This is a genomic window from Lactococcus sp. EKM203L (assembly GCF_011800585.1).
GTDB lineage: Bacteria > Bacillota > Bacilli > Lactobacillales > Streptococcaceae > Lactococcus > Lactococcus lactis.
Genome location: NZ_JAALEQ010000003.1, coordinates 134,552 through 152,994 on the forward strand (window position 1 = coordinate 134,552; position 18,443 = coordinate 152,994).

Annotated in this window: 18 protein-coding genes; 7 read left to right on the top strand and 11 right to left on the bottom strand. The window is 34.7% G+C overall.

Going from position 1 to position 18,443, the window contains the following annotated elements:
* Positions 1-67: 67 nt before the first annotated feature.
* From HFD15_RS06455 to nrdF, 4 genes are all read left to right on the top strand, one after another.
* On the top strand, positions 68-286 hold the full coding sequence (locus HFD15_RS06455; protein WP_012897612.1) for a redoxin NrdH: 219 nt from the start codon (positions 68-70) through the stop codon (positions 284-286).
* Position 287: 1 nt separating this feature from the next.
* Positions 288-710 (top strand): class Ib ribonucleoside-diphosphate reductase assembly flavoprotein NrdI, encoded by a 423-nt coding sequence (gene nrdI, locus HFD15_RS06460; protein ID WP_058208392.1) that lies wholly within the window; start codon positions 288-290, stop codon positions 708-710.
* A gap of 135 nt (positions 711-845) precedes the next feature.
* On the top strand, positions 846-3,014 hold the full coding sequence (gene nrdE, locus HFD15_RS06465) for a class 1b ribonucleoside-diphosphate reductase subunit alpha (RefSeq protein WP_025016627.1): 2,169 nt from the start codon (positions 846-848) through the stop codon (positions 3,012-3,014).
* Between the two features lie 353 nt (positions 3,015-3,367).
* The gene (gene nrdF / locus HFD15_RS06470; protein WP_012897610.1) at positions 3,368-4,345 is read left to right on the top strand and encodes a class 1b ribonucleoside-diphosphate reductase subunit beta; all 978 of its coding nucleotides are present in this window, start codon (positions 3,368-3,370) and stop codon (positions 4,343-4,345) included.
* 102 nt (positions 4,346-4,447) lie between these two features.
* Here the strand turns inward: nrdF and ftsX are convergent, their stop codons facing one another.
* From ftsX to prfB, 3 genes are all read right to left on the bottom strand, one after another.
* Complete coding sequence (ftsX, locus tag HFD15_RS06475) at positions 4,448-5,383, bottom strand: permease-like cell division protein FtsX (protein WP_058208391.1); 936 nt, start codon at positions 5,381-5,383, stop codon at positions 4,448-4,450.
* Positions 5,376-6,068, bottom strand: a complete 693-nt coding sequence (gene ftsE, locus HFD15_RS06480; RefSeq protein WP_003130964.1) for a cell division ATP-binding protein FtsE — start codon at positions 6,066-6,068, stop codon at positions 5,376-5,378. Before ftsE ends, ftsX begins: the two co-directional genes overlap by 8 nt.
* 327 nt (positions 6,069-6,395) lie before the next feature.
* Positions 6,396-7,493: a peptide chain release factor 2 gene (gene prfB, locus HFD15_RS06485; protein WP_003130963.1), complete on the bottom strand. Its 1,098-nt coding sequence runs from the start codon at positions 7,491-7,493 to the stop codon at positions 6,396-6,398.
* A gap of 116 nt (positions 7,494-7,609) precedes the next feature.
* Between prfB and HFD15_RS06490 the strand changes: the two genes are divergently transcribed.
* On the top strand, positions 7,610-8,515 hold the full coding sequence (locus HFD15_RS06490) for a metallophosphoesterase (RefSeq protein ID WP_023189386.1): 906 nt from the start codon (positions 7,610-7,612) through the stop codon (positions 8,513-8,515).
* Between the two features lie 164 nt (positions 8,516-8,679).
* Positions 8,680-9,210, top strand: coding sequence for a DUF402 domain-containing protein (locus HFD15_RS06495; protein WP_003130958.1), 531 nt, complete (start codon positions 8,680-8,682; stop codon positions 9,208-9,210).
* 31 nt (positions 9,211-9,241) lie between these two features.
* Here the strand turns inward: HFD15_RS06495 and HFD15_RS06500 are convergent, their stop codons facing one another.
* The 4 genes from HFD15_RS06500 to HFD15_RS06515 all read right to left on the bottom strand — a co-directional run bounded on the left by HFD15_RS06500 (position 9,242) and on the right by HFD15_RS06515 (position 13,203).
* The gene (locus HFD15_RS06500) at positions 9,242-10,036 is read right to left on the bottom strand and encodes a formate/nitrite transporter family protein (protein ID WP_033900036.1); all 795 of its coding nucleotides are present in this window, start codon (positions 10,034-10,036) and stop codon (positions 9,242-9,244) included.
* Positions 10,037-10,179: 143 nt separating this feature from the next.
* Positions 10,180-10,551: a hypothetical protein gene (locus HFD15_RS06505; protein WP_058208390.1), complete on the bottom strand. Its 372-nt coding sequence runs from the start codon at positions 10,549-10,551 to the stop codon at positions 10,180-10,182.
* A 140-nt stretch (positions 10,552-10,691) separates the two neighbouring features.
* Positions 10,692-12,314, bottom strand: coding sequence for an ABC transporter permease (locus HFD15_RS06510; RefSeq protein WP_058208389.1), 1,623 nt, complete (start codon positions 12,312-12,314; stop codon positions 10,692-10,694).
* A 10-nt stretch (positions 12,315-12,324) separates the two neighbouring features.
* A complete protein-coding gene (locus tag HFD15_RS06515) occupies positions 12,325-13,203 on the bottom strand; it encodes an ABC transporter ATP-binding protein (protein ID WP_047206327.1) in 879 nt (292 codons plus the stop codon).
* Positions 13,204-13,358: 155 nt separating this feature from the next.
* On the opposite strand from HFD15_RS06515, the gene HFD15_RS06520 reads away from it, so the two are divergent.
* A complete protein-coding gene (locus HFD15_RS06520; RefSeq protein WP_167593445.1) occupies positions 13,359-13,916 on the top strand; it encodes a TetR/AcrR family transcriptional regulator in 558 nt (185 codons plus the stop codon).
* Between the two features lie 42 nt (positions 13,917-13,958).
* Here the strand turns inward: HFD15_RS06520 and whiA are convergent, their stop codons facing one another.
* From whiA to cls, 4 genes are all read right to left on the bottom strand, one after another.
* On the bottom strand, positions 13,959-14,876 hold the full coding sequence (whiA, locus tag HFD15_RS06525) for a DNA-binding protein WhiA (protein ID WP_058208387.1): 918 nt from the start codon (positions 14,874-14,876) through the stop codon (positions 13,959-13,961).
* 103 nt (positions 14,877-14,979) lie between these two features.
* Positions 14,980-15,963: a YvcK family protein gene (yvcK, locus tag HFD15_RS06530; RefSeq protein ID WP_033900040.1), complete on the bottom strand. Its 984-nt coding sequence runs from the start codon at positions 15,961-15,963 to the stop codon at positions 14,980-14,982.
* Positions 15,960-16,847: an RNase adapter RapZ gene (gene rapZ / locus HFD15_RS06535; RefSeq protein ID WP_012897599.1), complete on the bottom strand. Its 888-nt coding sequence runs from the start codon at positions 16,845-16,847 to the stop codon at positions 15,960-15,962. Before rapZ ends, yvcK begins: the two co-directional genes overlap by 4 nt.
* Positions 16,848-16,926: 79 nt before the next feature.
* Positions 16,927-18,372: a cardiolipin synthase gene (gene cls, locus HFD15_RS06540; RefSeq protein ID WP_012897598.1), complete on the bottom strand. Its 1,446-nt coding sequence runs from the start codon at positions 18,370-18,372 to the stop codon at positions 16,927-16,929.
* Between the last annotated feature and the right edge of the window lie 71 nt (positions 18,373-18,443).

Below are 18,443 nucleotides of genomic sequence, written 5' to 3' on the forward strand. Positions count from 1 at the left end.
TCGAGAAAAAGTCAAAGACTTTTTACTCTCACTAATAAAATACGTTTGTCCTCAAAGGAGATTTAAAATGGTTACAGTCTATTCTAAAAACAATTGTATGCAATGCAAAATGGTCAAAAAATGGCTCTCAGAACATGAAATTGCCTTCGATGAAATCAATATCGATGAACAACCTGAATTTGTTGAAAAAGTGATTGAAATGGGATTTCGTGCTGCACCTGTCATTACTAAAGATGACTTTGCCTTCTCTGGTTTCCGTCCTAGCGAATTAGCAAAGTTGGCTTAATATGAAACTTGCTTATTTCAGTGTAACTGGGCAAACACGTCGCTTTGTTTCCAAAACAAACTTACCAAATGTCGAAATCAGTCCTGACGATGATATAGAAATGAATGAACCTTTTCTTTTGATAACGCCAAGTTATGCCGAAGAATCTCCAACTGTTTCTAAATCAATAGATGTTATGGACCCTATTTTTGACTTTATGGCTTATAATGATAATTATAAACATTGTCTAGGAATTATTGGTACAGGAAATCGTAATTTCGCAGGTATTTATATTTTTACTGCTAAAGAACTTTCTGCAAAATACCAAATTCCGCTTTTATATGATTTTGAGTTTAATGGTACACCAGCCGATGTTGCTGCTGTCGAAAAACTCGCTACACAGCTTGACAAAGGAGCGAAAGTCACCTTCAAAAATCCGCTGTGATTTTATGGCTTCACCTTAATGAGTGAAGCCTCTTTATTTTTAACTTTTTATTTCTATTAATTAGTTTGAACTTATTATAATATTAGAGTTCATCCCTCTGTTCTTTATGGTTGAACGCTTTAAGAAAGGTCACTTATGTCTCTAAAACAACTTAAAGATGTAACTTATTTCAAGCTTAATAACGAGATTAATATTCCCGTTAATGGTAGCATTCCTCTTGCTAAAGATAAAGAAGCAATTACTGCTTTTTTTAAAGAAAATGTCGAACCTAATCGTTATGAAGCCGATACATATATCGATAAACTCAATTGGCTCGTTAAAGAAGAATATCTAGAAGCTGAGTTTCTTGAAAAATATAAACCCGAATTTATTACCAATCTTCGGAAAGAATTGAGTAAATTTGAATTTCATTTTGATTCATTTATGGCTGCTTACAAATTTTATAATCAATATGCCATGAAAAACAATGACGGTTCTCTCTATCTTGAAGATTTTGAAGACCGTGTGTTAATGAATGCTTTATACATGGCTGACGGCGATGAAAAATTAGCTAATAATCTTGCTTTTGCAATGATTAATCGTCGTTATCAACCTGCGACTCCGACTTTTCTAAATGCTGGACGTAAGCGTCGTGGTGAATTTGTTTCTTGTTTCCTTCTACAATTAACTGATGATATGAATTCAATTGGACGAACAATTAACTCTGCCTTGCAACTTTCTAAAAATGGTGGTGGTGTTGGTCTAAACTTGACTAATTTACGTGCTGCTGGTGCACCTATCAAAGGTTACGATGGAGTGGCAGCTGGTGTCGTTCCTGTCATGAAACTTTTTGAAGACGCCTTTTCTTATGCCAATCAATTGGGGCAACGTCAAGGTGCTGGTGTTGTTTATTTATCACTATTCCATCCAGATATTATGGAATTCTTGTCCACTAAAAAAGAAAATGCGGATGAAAAAATTCGTGTTAAAACACTCTCTCTTGGGGTTACTGTTCCTGATAAATTCTATGAATTGGTTAAAAAGGGAGAAACAATGTATCTCTTTGAGCCGTATTTTGTTGAAAAATATTATGGTAAACCTTTTGCCGAAGTCGATATTACAGCTGAATATGACAAAATGGTAGCCAATCCAGAAATTCGTAAAACACCGATTAATGCCCGTGAACTTGAACAAGAACTTTCAAAACTTCAACAAGAATCTGGTTATCCTTACATCGTAAATGTTGACACAGTCAATCAAGCTAACCCTGTTGATGGTGTAATTTCAATGTCTAACCTTTGTTCTGAAATTTTGCAAGTCCAAACGCCTTCTGTTTTGAACGATGACCAAACTTATAAGGTGGTTGGAACTGACGTCGCTTGTAACTTGGGTTCAACTAATGTTTTGAATATGATGACTTCTAGCAATGAATTTGGAACTTCTATTGAAGCAATGGTTCGCGCTTTAACTTTCATCTCCGAAACTTCAAACCTCGATACTGTTCCAACTGTTCGTAAAGGTAATGATGAAATGCATGCGATTGGGCTTGGAGCAATGGGCTTACATTCTTTCTTAGCACAAAATCAAATTCATTATGACAGCAAAGAAGCCGTTGAATTTACTAGTGTTTATTTCATGTTGTTGAACTATTATACTTTAGTGGCTTCAAATAAATTAGCTGTTGAAAAAGGGTCTAGCTTCAAGAATTTTGAAAAATCTGCCTATGCTGATGGTTCTTATTTTGATAAATATTTAACACATGATTATTTTGCAGCTGTCTCTCCTAAAGTTCAAGAACTTTTCAAAGGGATTGCTGTTCCAACAATCGAGGATTGGACTGCTTTACGTGACACAGTAAAAACTTCTGGACTCTATAATTCATACCGTATGGCAGTGGCTCCAAATGGTTCTATTTCTTATATCAATGACTGTTCTTCTTCTATTCACCCAATTGTCAATCGCATCGAAGAACGTCAAGAAAAGAAAGTTGGGAAAATTTATTATCCAGCTGCTGGACTTGCCACTGAAACAATTCCTTATTACAAATCAGCTTATGATACAGATATGCGTGCAGTAATTGACGTTTATGCAGCTGCTACAGAACATGTTGACCAAGGTTTGTCACTCACTTTATTTATGCGTTCAACTTTACCTGAAGGTCTCTATGAATGGAAAGTGGCAAATAATAAAATGACAACTCGTGACTTGTCTATTTTGCGTAACTATGCTTACAAAAAAGGAATCAAAACAATTTACTACATTCGTACATTTACTGACGACCAAGAAGAAGTCGGTGCTAACCAATGTGAAAGTTGCGTTATTTAATAAATACAACAGAAGCATTGGTGCTAAAGCATCTATTGCTTCTACGGAAGCCGCTAAGACGGACTTTCTATTTTCTTACTTGTTTTCATTCATTAAAGTATCGTCAATGAATGGAAATGGGGTAAGCATTTGCGAAATGTTCTAAAACGATTATTGACATTAACTTTTGATAAATTATCGAAAGTTTTTGGTCTAATGAGTCCCTATTTTTACTGACAGCTTCGTTGGTAAGTGAAAATTTACTGACAGAATTTATGACTAAGCTAAAAATACTGACAGTATTTTCTGTCAGTAAATAAATGAGAGAAAGGAATTGAGTTTGCCCTTTTTAAAGCAGGCTCATATCTTAAAATATGTCTGAAACTGAAAATCTTACTGTCCCCACTTATTACAGTGCCATTGACTGGAATTCTATTGAGGATTCTATTGACAAATATACTTGGGAAAAATTAACAAGTCAATTTTGGTTAGATACTCGTGTTCCTGTATCTAACGATTTAGATGACTGGCGTAAACTTCCTCAATTGGAACGTGATACCTTTGCTAAGGCCTTTGCTGGTTTGACATTGCTTGATACTTTGCAATCTGTTGATGGTGCTGAAGTGCTCAAACATGATGCAAGAACACCTCAAGAAATTGCCTGTTTCAACAATATCCAATTTATGGAATCTGTTCATGCAAAGTCTTATTCAACAATTTTTTCAACTCTAAACACGAAAAAAGAAATTGAAGAACTTTTTAATTGGGTAGATACCAATGTTTATATGCAAACAAAAGCCGAAATCATCAATAAAATTTATGAATCTGGTACTCCTTTGCAAAAGAAAGTGGCTTCTGTTTTCCTTGAAACTTGCCTCTTCTACTCTGGTTTCTATACCCCTTTGCGCTATCTTGGAAATAACAAAATGATTAACTCAGCGGAAATTATTAAATTAATTATTCGTGATGAGTCAGTTCACGGTACTTATATTGGTTACAAATTCCAACTTGGTTTTAATGAGTTATCTGAAGATGAGCAAGGTGAATTCCGTGATTGGATGTATGAATTGCTTTATCAACTTTATGAAAATGAAGAAAAATATTCTCATTTACTTTATGACAAAGTTGGTTGGACTGATGAAGTTTTAACTTTCTTGCGTTATAATGCCAATAAAGCTTTGATGAATCTTGGACAAGATCCACTTTTCCCTGATACCGCAGCAGACGTTAACCCAGTGGTTATGAATGGAATTTCAACTTCGTCATCAAACCACGACTTCTTCTCACAAGTTGGTAATTCATACCTTCTTGGTGAAGTGGAAGCCATGTCTGATGAAGATTATGATATCTAATTAAACAAATTTAAGAGTCTGTCAGTAAATAAGTAAAAACTTATTTACTGACAGCTTTTTTTAGCAAAAAAAAGAGAAGATAAATCTTCTCTTTTATTTTTATTAAATTTTAAGGAAACGACGCATTGATAAGAGGGCTCCAAATGAACCAATCAAAATACCAATCACGGCCATCAATCCAACTATTGCAGGAATGAATTGATTTGTCGCATACATCGAAAGTTTTTGTGACTGAAGACTTGGTGTCAAGCTAACAAAAGCAAGACGATAAGCCCAAGCAACAATAAGTCCTGGAATAATTGAACCTAAAAGTCCAACCCAAGCCCCTTCCAAGAAGAAAGGCCAACGGATATAACCATTTTTAGCCCCAACCAGACGCATAATTTGAATTTCACGTTGTCTTGATAGGATAGTAATTCGAATGGTGTTAGAAATCAAGAAGACAGCAACGAAAATTAACAGAATAGCCGCTGCAGTTCCCCAAGTTTGAACGCCTCGAGCAATCTGGAAGAGTTTTTGAGTGTTGGCACCACCATAAGTGGCTTTTTCAATTCCTGAAAGTTTTGAAATTTTTGAAGTGACTGTTTTTACATTTGCTGGTTTATCAGCTTCAACAATATAGGCATCGTAAAGTGGATTGGCATCACCTTTAAAGAGATTCCAGTTATTACCTAACGCTTTTGTCAATTCTTTTAATTGAGCTTCTTTACTTGAAAAAGTAACAGTTTTTACATTAGGAATTTTTTTGATTGAATCGTAAATCTTCAGGTGATCAGGATTATTGATTGTTTTTTTATTATCTTTTGGATCTTGAATTTTTGTCTCTTGATCATGCACATCTAATTTCATGTAGGCAACAATCCGAACATTGTTTTCAATCCCTTTAGTTAGTTTTTGTGTGTTCAAGATAACTGAAAGGAAAAGTCCAACTAAAACTAAAGTAATTGTTACTGATGAAACAGCCGCAACTGTCATCCAACCATTACGTTTTAAGTTTTTGAGCGACTCCAAAAGGTGTTTGAAGAAATTTCTAATCATCGTAGCCGTAAACTCCTTCCTCTTGGTCGCGGACAATTCGTCCGTTTTCAATTGCGATAACACGATGTTTTAAAGTGTTAACGATTTGGCTATTGTGGGTTGCCATCAAAATGGTTGTCCCTTGAAGATTAATTTTTTCAAGCAGATTCATGATTTCCCAAGAGTTTTCAGGGTCTAAGTTCCCTGTAGGTTCATCAGCAATCAATACTTTTGGTGCATTGGCAATTGAACGAGCAATTGCTACACGCTGCTGTTCCCCACCTGAGAGTTCATTTGGAAATGAACGAATTTTGTGTTTCAGACCAACAAGGTCAAGCACTTCATTCACTCGTTTTTTAATTTCACGAGGACTTTTCCCAATAACTTCCATGGCGTAGGAGATATTTTCAAAAACAGTTTTCTTTGGCAAAAGTTTATAGTCTTGGAAAACAACTCCAACAGAGCGACGAAGCATTGGCACATCACGACGTTTTAATTTAGATAAATCATATTGCGCAACTGTTCCAGAACCACGGTCAATCTTTAATTCACGATAAAGTAGTTTGATAAAGGTCGATTTCCCGGCTCCTGATGGACCAACGATATAGGTAAATTCTCCCGGCTCAATTTCAAGCGAGATATTACGCAAAGCCGTTGTTCCATTAGAATATTTCTTGGAAACGTTGCTTAATTTTATAATACTCATAGTACCTTTCCTATGCTAGATTTTTCTTCCAAGTCCTAACAAACGTTAGGCCTCGTCCATAAAATCCATTTTTTTAATCACTATGGATGTTTTTAAATTCTGCTCTCAAAAAACAAGAAAATGGGCACACACGTACCTTTTCTTTTTTTCTAAAATAACAGAACTTTTAGCCCTACTGACAGCTTCATAGAATGAATCCATCAATTGAACTCTTATAATTATATCAAAATAAAAGTGCTTTAGGTGGCACTTTTATTTTATAACCTTTTCATTAATAACTTTAATGTTTCGTAAACATTTCAAACATACGAAACTTTAATTTATAATCTACAAGTTCCAACGGAGATAGGCATTTATAAACCCGTCCAATTCTCCGTCCATCACATTTGAAATTTGTCCAGTTTCATAACCAGTACGCGTATCTTTAACTAATTGATAAGGCATGAATACGTATGAACGAATTTGACTTCCCCAAGAAATTTCTGATTGGTCGCCACGAAGTTCATCAACTTCAGCTTGCTTTTTATCCATTTCTAATTGATAGAGTTTCGATTTCAGCATAGCCATCGCTTTATCCCGGTTACCATATTGCGTTCTATCCATTGTAGATTGCACAACAATTCCCGTTGGGATGTGAGTCAAACGCACACCAGTAGAGACTTTATTGACATTTTGTCCACCAGCTCCACCTGAACGGAAAGTATCCATTTTAACATCGGCATCACGAACATCTACTTCAATAGAATCGTCCAACTCAGGCATCACATCAACTGAGGTAAATGAAGTATGACGACGATTGGCTGAATCAAAAGGTGAAATACGTACTAAACGATGTACTCCTTTTTCTCCTCGCAAAAAGCCATAAGCATTTCGTCCAACAAATCGAAGGGCAACTGATTTCAATCCGGCAACATCTCCGTCTTGATAGTCGAGAATTTCAACCTTAAATCCATGTGCTTCGCCCCAACGAGTGTACATCCGCATCAACATTGAGCCCCAGTCCTGCGACTCTGTTCCCCCAGAACCTGGGTGAATTTCAAGAACAGCATTCATATGGTCATAAGGTTGATTGAGCATAATTTCAAGCTCATAAGATTCAATTTTTTGACCGAGCGCAATTGTCATTTCCTCTAACTCAGCTTGCATCTCTTCGTCAGCTTCTTCTTGAAGCATCTCAAGCATCGTTTGCGCTTCCTCAAGCATATTATTCATCGCTTGATAATTGTCATACTTGGCTTTCAAAGCATTTGATTCATCAATCACTTTTTGAGCCGCTGCTTGATCATTCCAAAATTCAGGTTGTGCCATATCGTTTTCTAAAAGAGCTATTTCTTCTTCCAAACGCTCAAGATCTAATGATTCCCGAAAGCCATTAATCTTCTCAGCATATCCTTCAAGTAAATTTCTAATTTCTGATAATTCCATAGTAGCATTATACCATATTCACCACTTATAAGCCTAAAGTAAGCTATTCAATAGATAATGATTCATCAAAAATTTATTTATTAGATAGAACTTCTATCACATGCTATAATTTCATTATGACTAAAAAAAGACGCTTGGCTGTGATTTCTGATTTTCATATGGATTCTAATCATTTTTCTCAAGAAGAAATTGATATTTTTCTGTCTCTTTTAAAGGATTTAAAGATTACAGATTTACATTTTGCTGGTGATATTTCAAATGATTTTCACGGAATTTCCGAACCATTTTTCAAGCAAATAGAATTACTGACAGAGCTGTCAGTCACTTACAATCTTGGAAATCACGATATGGTTGGTCTTTCTGAAGAAGAAATTTCTGTCAGTAATTTTCAAGTAAAAAATTTTGCTTCTACTGCTTTTGTCAGTTTCCACGGTTGGTATGATTATTCTTTCATGACTGGAAAAATTGATATAAAAAAAATCATAGCTTTTAAAAATTCATTTTATTTTGATAGAAAAATTCATCGTCAATTTGATGATATCAAGATAACAAATCTTGAATTACAGAAATTAGAAAAGTTACTGACAGAACTATCAGCAAATCCTAAGATTGATAGAATTATTGTCAGTACTCATTTCGTTCCTCATCAGCAATTTATCATTAATACTCGTTATGAAAAATTTGCTCGATTTAATGCCTACTTAGGTTCGCAACATTTTCATGAAACCTTTAAGAAATTTCCCAAAATCAGTGATGTTGTTTTTGGTCATCTTCATCAAAGACGCCTGCCATTAACTTTTGATAAAGTCCTCTATCACGCTCATCCACTAGGCTATCCTTATGAGTGGCAGATGATTAATCACTTTTTAGAAGAATATCCGCAGTATCAAATTGCCGAAAACTGGCATTTGCGCAAAAGATACAATGCGATCCGCAAAAGTTCCGATTGGTTAAAATTTCGTAAAGCCCATTTGCGGGAAGAATTTCAGTCTGCCTTGACAATTTTTGACTTGGATGACTAATATTTCTTGATAGTATAAAAACACAGTTCTACTACATAAAAATAAAAAAATCCGAACAATTATTAGTAATTTATTGCTTAAACTAAACATTTTTACTGTAAATTTCATTTAAAAAATGGTATATTAATAGATGAGAACTTTGAATTGAGAAAGAGAGAATAGCCTTGAAAATTCCGAAAGAAGGCGACTTCATCACGATTCAAAGCTATAAACATGATGGGAATCTTCATCGCACTTGGCGCGATACGATGGTTCTAAAAACAAATGAAAATTCAATTATTGGAGTAAACGATCACACATTAGTGACAGAATCTGACGACCGTCGTTGGGTGACACGCGAACCTGCTATTGTTTACTTCCACAAAAAGTTTTGGTTTAACATCATTGCTATGATTCGTGAGGAAGGCGTTAGCTACTACTGCAATCTAGCGAGCCCCTTCGTCCTCGATAACGAAGCGCTGAAATATATTGATTACGACCTTGACGTGAAGGTCTTCAAAGATGGAGAAAAAAAATTACTCGATGTTGAAGAATATGAACGCCACCGCCGCAAAATGCACTATCCAAAAGAAATTGATCATATTCTAAAAGAAAATGTCAAAATTCTTGTTGACTGGATTAACAATGAAAAAGGACCTTTTTCTAAAGAGTACGTCGAGATTTGGTACAATCGTTATCATCAGTTAAAAAAATAGTTACTGACTTTCTGTCAGTAACTTTTTTTATTTATTCTTGATTTTTAAGTTCTTCTTGTTCTCTAGCCTGTCTACGATACCCTAAACTGTAAAAACCAGCTACAAAAATTGATCCACCTAAGAGATTTCCAAGATAAACAAACAAGAAATTATGAGCAAAATCTAGCCAGCTCGCTCCATTTTCAAAAATTGCTGCAGGAATAACAAAAGCATTTGCAATACTATGTTGAAAACCAATCGCAACAAAAGCCATCACTGGAAACCAAACGGCCAATATCTTCCCTGCCGCATCCTTTGCTCCGTAACACATCCACATAGCTAAACCAACGAACCAATTACAACCAATCCCTGATAGAAATTCTTGTGACCAACTCGCATTAATCTTTGCTTGAGCCAAACTCAAAAGTTCCGTCTTATAATCTCCTGTACCAGTCAATCCTACGAGATGTCCAAAGACGAAAGCGACAAAAATTGCTCCAATCACATTAAACAAAGTAATAAGCAACCAATTTTTAAGCAAATCACTCAAACTTACCTTTTTAGCAAATAATGAAGTTGATACAGCTGTCATATTTGAAGTGATTAACTCACCACCTCCCAATAAGATAACAATTAAGCCAATTGGAAAGACACTTGCTCCGATTAAGCTCGCAAGACTTCCTAATTCCTCAGCAACGGAAGCTACTACTCTAATATAAAGTAAATAACCAAAGGAAATCATTGCTCCGCCAATAAAACCAAGCACAGCTTTTTCTAAAAATGGACGTTTAATTTTTTCCTGACCGTGGTGAATGGTCGCAGATAAAATTTCTGCCGGATTCATCATGATAATTTTTCTCCTGAAAGCGTATTTATAAAATAACTCATTCATTCTATCATAAATTTCTTATTAATGCTAAGAAATACTGTAAAATCAGGCTTATACGACATTTTGTTGTTCATTTTACAATTTAAAAGTCAAGCTATTCGCTATTTACTTCCTAATATATCATTCATAAAATCTGCAACTGAACGGCTAGTATTTTCTAATGCTTCAGTTGAATTATTATATAGAGCGTATAATTCATCCTTATTCAGTTTATTATCTTTCTTATTTAACTCTTCTTCTACCACCTCATCAATCGCCTTCTCTTTATCAGGTGACGATATAATTATATGGGTATTCTTCGCAAAATTATCTAAACTTTTCTCATTTACTTCATTGTTTTTAGGATTCAATATTTTAGGTGTGACTGCTTTAGTGGCCAAGACTCCCAGCTCATTCCCCGGTTTTTTTAGATAATTAAAAGCGCCAAATGTAAATACACTTGCAAGAGCAGCAAAAATAATAATTTTTTTCATAATTCTCCCCTAAATCTTAATTTATATATATTTATTTTACTATACTTAGTAAGTACTATTCTTACACTTTTGAAAGTAATCTATAAAATATCAATTTTCATAAAAAAAAGCTATCAATTATGATAGCTTTTTTATTTATTTTACCCAGTGATTAAATCGCGTCTTCTATAAGCTCCAAAGCCAAGTAAAATTAATAAAACAGATAAAATCAATATGAATAAAACGTTAGAAAGATTCATTTTCTCAACTGGCAATTTAGGAATATAGTTATAAATACTTAAATTTTCAAGCCATTTTGGCAAAGATAATAATTTTCCAAGATAAGTCATAAAAAGTAAGAAAGCAAGATATACCCAAATTAATTCTGCCAAACGAGGCACAAGCCCAAGTAACAGACTAAGTATTGCTAAAACAAATATGACAGCAACAAGCCAAATCATGCCAGATTTCATAATTTCTAAGAAGCTCAAAGCATTTTTATTACCCAACTGTTCAATAAATATTCCAAAAAGCGCTAAAAACTGAGCTAAAATTACTGACAGAATAGCTGTCAGTAAATAAGTGGAATACACTTTTAGTCGTGAAAGTGGTAAAGCATAAAGAGCTTCCAGACGATTTTTTCTTTCCTCGCTCACCATTTTTGTCAGTAAAATTACACCAAACGCTGCGATTAAGATTGACAATATCGAAAACAGAGTGACCATGAAGTTTCCTCTAATCGCACTCGCTGCCGTTTCATTCCCAACAAAAAGCTCCTTAACGATTTTATTACTTGAAATAAATTGGTCCATTTGTCCAAACATTGAACCATAAACTAAGCCCAGAACAAAACTTGCCAAAAGCCAACCGATAATCATCTTTTTTTCAAGATTCAAAACGAGACCCGGAAATCCGAAATGTCCCTTTTTCCCATGAAGTCGCGCCTTTCTTTCGGGAAAATACCCCACTCCCACATCTCTTTTAAGCTCTAGGATATAGGATATTCCTAAAAGTAGAAAAGCTAAGAGAAAAGTCCAAAAGACAGCTAACCAATTTTCATGACCTTTAACATAAGGAAAAGCTAGATAAGACCAAGACAGAGGGTTGAACCAACCTATGGAAAGATTTGTTACATCTGTTAGCATTCGAACAATATATAACAAACCCAGTAAACCGAATGTCATCCCTTTAGTTGTACTTGCTTCAGAGAAAATTTGACCGAAAAGTAAAGCAAACATTCCCCAAAGGAAACCCTGAGCACTTGTTGTGAAAGCAAATAGAAAATTACTTTCTAAATGATTCAAGCCAGCCACGTTTTGGGCCTCTATTGAAAGAGCTAATAAGACAGCCATTATTAAATGTAAGAGCAAAAGTTCCATGACTAAAGCAGTCGTATTTGCCAATTTTCCAATAGAGTAAGACCGAAAAAGTTCTGTAATCCCATCATCTTCTTCTTTTCTGCTTCGATTAACAACATAAATAATCGAAATGATAGCGAAAGTCAGCCCCGTAATTAAAGTCATGGTTTGACCAAAAATCGGCCCCAGACTATAATTAGTTGGATTATTTATTGGAGTTGGTCCAAATAATCCGACCATTGCTGGATTTTTGACAAACATTGTATAAAGAGTACTAGCCGTCGCCGGATTCGAGGCAACTTCCATTTTCCCTGCCCCTGAAGCAGCAAAAGCAAGCATGCCTAAAATCCAGAAAACTAACTTAAACCAATCCCTTTTTATTAAAGTCTTAAATAAAACTCCTGTATTATAAAGCGGTTGTTTCATAATAAGCCTCCTATTGATAATGTCGCATAAACAGATCTTCAAGTGTTGGCGGTGTGGCTTCCAGCTTCTTTACCCCATAAAGTAAGAGTGTTTTTAAAATTTCATCTATTGCATCTGAATCGGCTTGAAATGTCGCTTCATTCTCTTTAATTTGTAAATCATGAACAGAAGATAATTCTTTTAAGCCAACAGCTTCTTGCTCCGTTTCAACTTTATACTGATATCTGGTCAAATGTCGCAAGTCATCAAGTGTGCCTGTTTCAACAATCTCTCCTTTTCGGATCACCGCTACCCTATCAGCTAATTTTTCAACTTCTGATAAAATATGACTTGATAAAATAATTGCTTTGCCAGCAGCTTTTAGTGCTTTTACTTCTTCTTGAAAAACGGCTTCCATAAGTGGATCCAAACCACTCGTTGGCTCATCAAAAATATAGAGCTCAGCCTCAGTTGCTAAAGCAGCAATGAGCGCAATCTTTTGTCGATTTCCTTTAGAATAAGAGCGAACTTTTTTCTTAGGATTTAAATCAAACTTTTTAATTAATTGGTCTCGTTTTTCTTGATTGATTGCTCCATGAAGTTTTAAAAATAAATCAATCGTTTCTCCGCCAGATAAATTTGGCCAAAGGTAAACATCCCCTGGAACATAAGCAATTTTTTTATGAATCTCAATTGAATCTTGCCAGACGTCCTTACCAAAAATTTGAACTTTTCCTTGGGTCGCTCGAATGATTCCAAGCAAAATTCTAATTGTTGTTGATTTCCCAGCACCATTAGGGCCAATATAGCCAAGAACTTCTCCAGCATTTACCTCAAAAGAAACATCTTTTAAGGCTTGAAATTGACCAAAGTTTTTTTGAAGTCCTTTTACCTCAACTAGCTTATCCATCTTTCTTCCTCCTGAATTTTATCCTCTATTATCATAAAATGTACTGAATCATTACTTATAGTTCATATTGTACGCTTACATTTGAAATAGTTCAAGAAAAAAGCTATAATTTTTGATAGTAAATACCCAATCCAATCAAGTTGAAAGGAACTTTTATGAATCAAACAGAAAAAAAGAAAAAAGCGATTCTAGAAACCACTTTTCACTTATTAAACCAAAAAATAATTAGAGAAATTACCGTTGACGAAATTGCCCACAAAGCAGACGTTTCAAAAGTGATACTCTTTAAATATTTTCATAGCAAAAATCAATTGATTAACCAGGTTATTAGGCAAAATCTCAATCAATTGTCTATGGAAATTAAAACTCTTATTGAAAGTAATTTAGATTTTAATCAGACTTATCAAGCAATTCTTCAATTAAAAATCCAGCAACTTGAACATTATCAGCCGATTTTTTCAGAAAACATGATGACTCAATATACAAATAGTCCTGAATTACTAGGTGATGATGCCCTTTCTTTACAGAAGCAGATTTATCTATTACTTTTTCAAAAAGGCCAGGCGGAAGGAAAAATTTCTAGTGATTATAGCCAAGAAGATTTTCTTCTGATTTTAAGTATTTTCAATTCAGGAATGAAAGGTTTATCAATGAATTTACTTATAGAAAAAGCTGAAATCGTTTCTCGTTTTTTCCTCAATGGGTGGAAATAAGACAAAGTATAAAAAACTAGCAAGAATATCTAGCTAGTTTTTTTAATTCTCAATTTTTCTTAACTCATTAGCTTGTTCAACAAGTTTTCTAAGTCGGTGATTTACTCCAGACTTCCCTAAAGGTGGTTCAAGCAACTCTCCCAACTCTTTTATTGTTGCTTCAGGATTTTCTAGACGTACACGAGCAATTTCCTTTAAATTCTCTGGAAGTTGTTCTAATTCTTTTCTCTCATTAAGAAATTGAATAGCATTAATTGCTTCTTGAGCCGCCATAACTGATTTAGCAATATTAGCATTTTCAAAATTGGACTGCCGATTAGCTAAACCACGCATTTCACGCATAATCTTCGCCTCTTCAAATTTCAATCTTGCTTTCATCGCTCCAATTAAAGTCAAGAAATCCATTATTTCTTCAGCTTTTGATAAATAGAGTATCCAGCGATTTTTCCTTTCAATAACGCGCGCATTTAAACCAAAATCTCGAAAAATTTCTTGTAAATCTTCCGCATGTTCCTGATATACACTAGCAATTGATAACTGATACTCACCTTTTTCAGGATTATGGAGAGAGCCTGCCGATAAAAAAGCTCCTCGTAAATAGTCCTTTTTGATAAATTCATCATTTTTAACAAATTCTGGCACACCATTATCCAACATCAACGAATCTGCTAAACTTAATTCATCTAATAATTCACTCGCACCCTCAGTTATAAAAACCGTATAAACCCGATTTTTAGAGAGCGTAGTCTTTTGATGAACACGAATTTCAGCATGAATATCGTAGAGTTCTCTTAACATTTGATAAATATATTTAGCAGTTCCAGCATTTTCAGTCGTAATCGATAAAGTTAATCCATTAAAAATACCCACAGAGCCATTCATTCTGACAAGTGCCAAAAGTGCTCCAGTTGTTGCTAAATTACTTGTTAATTCTTTTTTTACATCACTTGTGAAACTCATAATTCTTTCTATACAGGACAGGATATTTTTTCCCTGCTCTATTCTTTCTGTCAGACTTTTTTCTTATAAAAATTTACTGACAAACACTCTGTCAGTAAATTTTTTAATGTCTAAACTCTTGCCTTTGTGAAATTGCGACAATTTCTTTAGCAACAGCTTCACCATTATGAAAGGCTCCGCCGTCACGAAGTTCAAGGAAGTTATTAGAGATAACGTTGACCTCCTCTGCTTTTAATGCCTCAAAATCATGGTCAACTTGAACCAGATATTCATCAAATTTATTCGTATTCATGTATTCTTCAGGAACTTCTTGAATATTCACCAAGACAGTATCAATCACTTTTGTCCCAATATGTTCATTTAATACTCGAACATGGTCAGCATCTGAAAAACGTTCTGTTTCCCCACGCTGAGTCATGATATTACAAACATAGACAATTTTAGCCGAGGTTTTCCAAAGGGCCTCGCAGATTTCTGGAATAACGATATTAGGTAAAATCGAAGTAAAAAGTGAGCCAGGTCCCAAGACAATGGTATCTGCTTCCATAATTGATTTCACTACATTTTTGGACGCAACTGGACTATCACCACTAGCTGTTTGAGTTAAATAAACATGGTCAATCAATCCCTTATAGCTAGCAATATGACTTTCACCTAAGACCTCATGACCATCCTTAAAAACAGCATGTAAGGTCAACGCGGCATCAGACGAAGGATAAATTTTCCCTTCCACATGAAAAAATTGAGCTAATGTTTGAATTGCACGATAAGTTGAACCCTGCATTTCAGAAACTGCTGCAATAATTAGATTACCCAGAGGATGACCAGCTAATTCACCATCAGATTTATCAAAACGATATTGTAAAATATCAGCATAAAACTTGGGCATATCTGACATGGCAATCAATACATTACGCAAATCACCTGGCGGTGCAATATTCACCGCTGAACGAATTCGCCCAGAAGACCCACCATCGTCTGCCACAGTTACAATAGCCGTTAAATCAATTTTTTCTTTACGAAGTGCTTTTAAGACAACTGGAATTCCAGTTCCTCCACCAATAACTACAACTTTTGGATTGCTCATGAACGATTTACCGTTTCCTTTCTACGGTCTTTATCTCTATGACTGACATTGAGATGCCATTTATCCTTCAAAGCCGCAGAGACTCTTTCAGCAAAAGCAACCGACCGGTGTTGACCACCCGTACAACCAAAAGCGATTGTTAAAACTGATTTACCTTCTTTTTTATAAGCTGGAAGAATTGGAACTAACATTTTCATCAAATTTTCATAAAATTCTTCCGACTGTGGATGTTCCATAACATAGTCATAAACTTCTTTATCTGTTCCGTTTTTATCACGTAATTCAGCAATATAATGCGGATTTGGCAAGAAACGGACGTCAAAGACTAAATCGGCATCTAAAGGCAAGCCATACTTAAATCCAAATGACATAACTTCAATTCTAAATGTAGATTCCGTACTAGAAGCAAATTTTTGTAAAATTCTTGCTCGAAGATTTCTTGGAGTCAATTCGCTTGTATCAATAACCACTTCTGAAAGATTTTTTAAATCAGCTAAAATTTCACGTTCTTTAGTAATTCCATCAAGCGTTCTACCATCAATAGCAAGAGGATGACTTCTTCTAGTTTCCTTATATCTTGAAACCAATTCAGTATCATTTGCATCTAAAAATAAAAGTTTGAAATTAACAGACCCGTTATCAGTCAATTCAGTCACAATACTTTGAATATCTTCAAAGAAAGCGCGTGAACGCATATCGACAACCAAGGCAACTTTATCAATCTTATTATCTGGTGTATTCAAAAGGCCCACAAATTTTTCAATTAAATTTGGTGGCATATTATCTACCGTGAAATAACCCATGTCCTCAAAGGATTGAATGGCAACCGTTTTACCTGCCCCAGACATCCCTGTAATAATCACAATATTGAGTTTATTCTCCATTTCTCTCCTCCATTTTCATCTTACTCTTTTAAATTTTTTCTTCAATAAATCTTACTACTTCAATTTTTAATAATAGGTATCAGAGCATTGGTGCAATTAAACGAGCTAAACCTTCTTTAAAACGAACTAACTTAGAACGTTCTTCATAACGCTCTAAAGTTAATGGACGACTCAATTTCAAATCCTTCATAAAATCATTTCGTAATTTTTGAGAAATGTCATAATCATAGATAACAACATTAGCTTCAAAACATAATTGCAAACTTCGATAATCTAAATTAGCTGACCCAACTGAGGCATACTCTCCATCAATAATTAATGTTTTAGAGTGAACAAATCCATTTTCGTAAGTATAAACTTTCGCGCCATATTTAACTAAATCAGCAGCATGGAAATAAGTCGCCCAATAAACCAGTGGATGGTCCGGCTTATTTGGAATCAATAATTTAACCTGTACACCCGATAACAATGCTAATTTTATAGATTCATGTAAAGCATCAGACGGAATATAATAAGGGGTTTGAATGATAATTTCTCGCTCTGCACCCGAAATCATCTTCATGTAAGTTAATTTGATTTGCTCCTTGTCCTCATCTGGTCCCGAAGTCACAAGTTGAGTCGCTACATGACCTTCAACAATCGAATCTGGGAAATAAGGCTCTCCCTCGGTCACTTCAAAATGATGTTGAGAATTCCAGTCTAAAATAAAACGATGTTGTAGGCTATAAACAATATCACCAGTCAAACGTAAATGATTGTCACGCCAATAGCCAAATTTCTTTGTAATTGAAGCATATTCATCACCAACATTAAATCCACCCGTGTATCCAATAATTCCATCAATAACTACAATTTTACGGTGTAAACGATAGTTTGTTCGTGGATTAACTAAAGGCATAATTAATGGAAAAAATTGCGCTACATGCCCACCAGCCTCCTGAAGTTCTTTAAAATTAGACATTTTTGTTTTATTTGAACCCCAAGCGTCAATTAAAAGTTTAACTTCGACTCCTCGTTTTGCAGCTGCAAGTAAAGCATCATAGATTTCATGACCCATTCGATCCATCCGAAAAATATAATATTCCATATGAACATGATGTTTTGCTTTATTAATATCCTCAATCAGAGCATTAAATTTCTGACGTCCATCATTGAAGATTTTCACACCAGTATTTGTTGAAATAATTGATTTTTCTTCAACATAAAGCATATGAATCAACTGACCAATTACATGATTTTGTCTCATTTTTTTAATAAATAATCGATCTGTGTAAGATTTTTCAGCATGTTCTAATTGTTTTTCAAAACCCAACTGAAACCTTTTTCGGTCTTTAAAAATACGATAATGCGAAATGCCACGTCCAATGAGTAAATATAAAATAAAGCCTATGATAGGCAGTAAATTAACTACAAAGAGCCATGACCAAGTTGCCGCTGTTGATTTTCTTTCCCTAAAAATAATGACAAAGGATAATATAACATTAAGGAAAAAAAGCGCCAGCTCAAAAAGTGCAATAAAACTCAAAATAATCTCTCCCAATCCCCCAGTTTACTTCCTCTATTATATCAAAAAAAGCGGTATTAAACCGCTCTTAT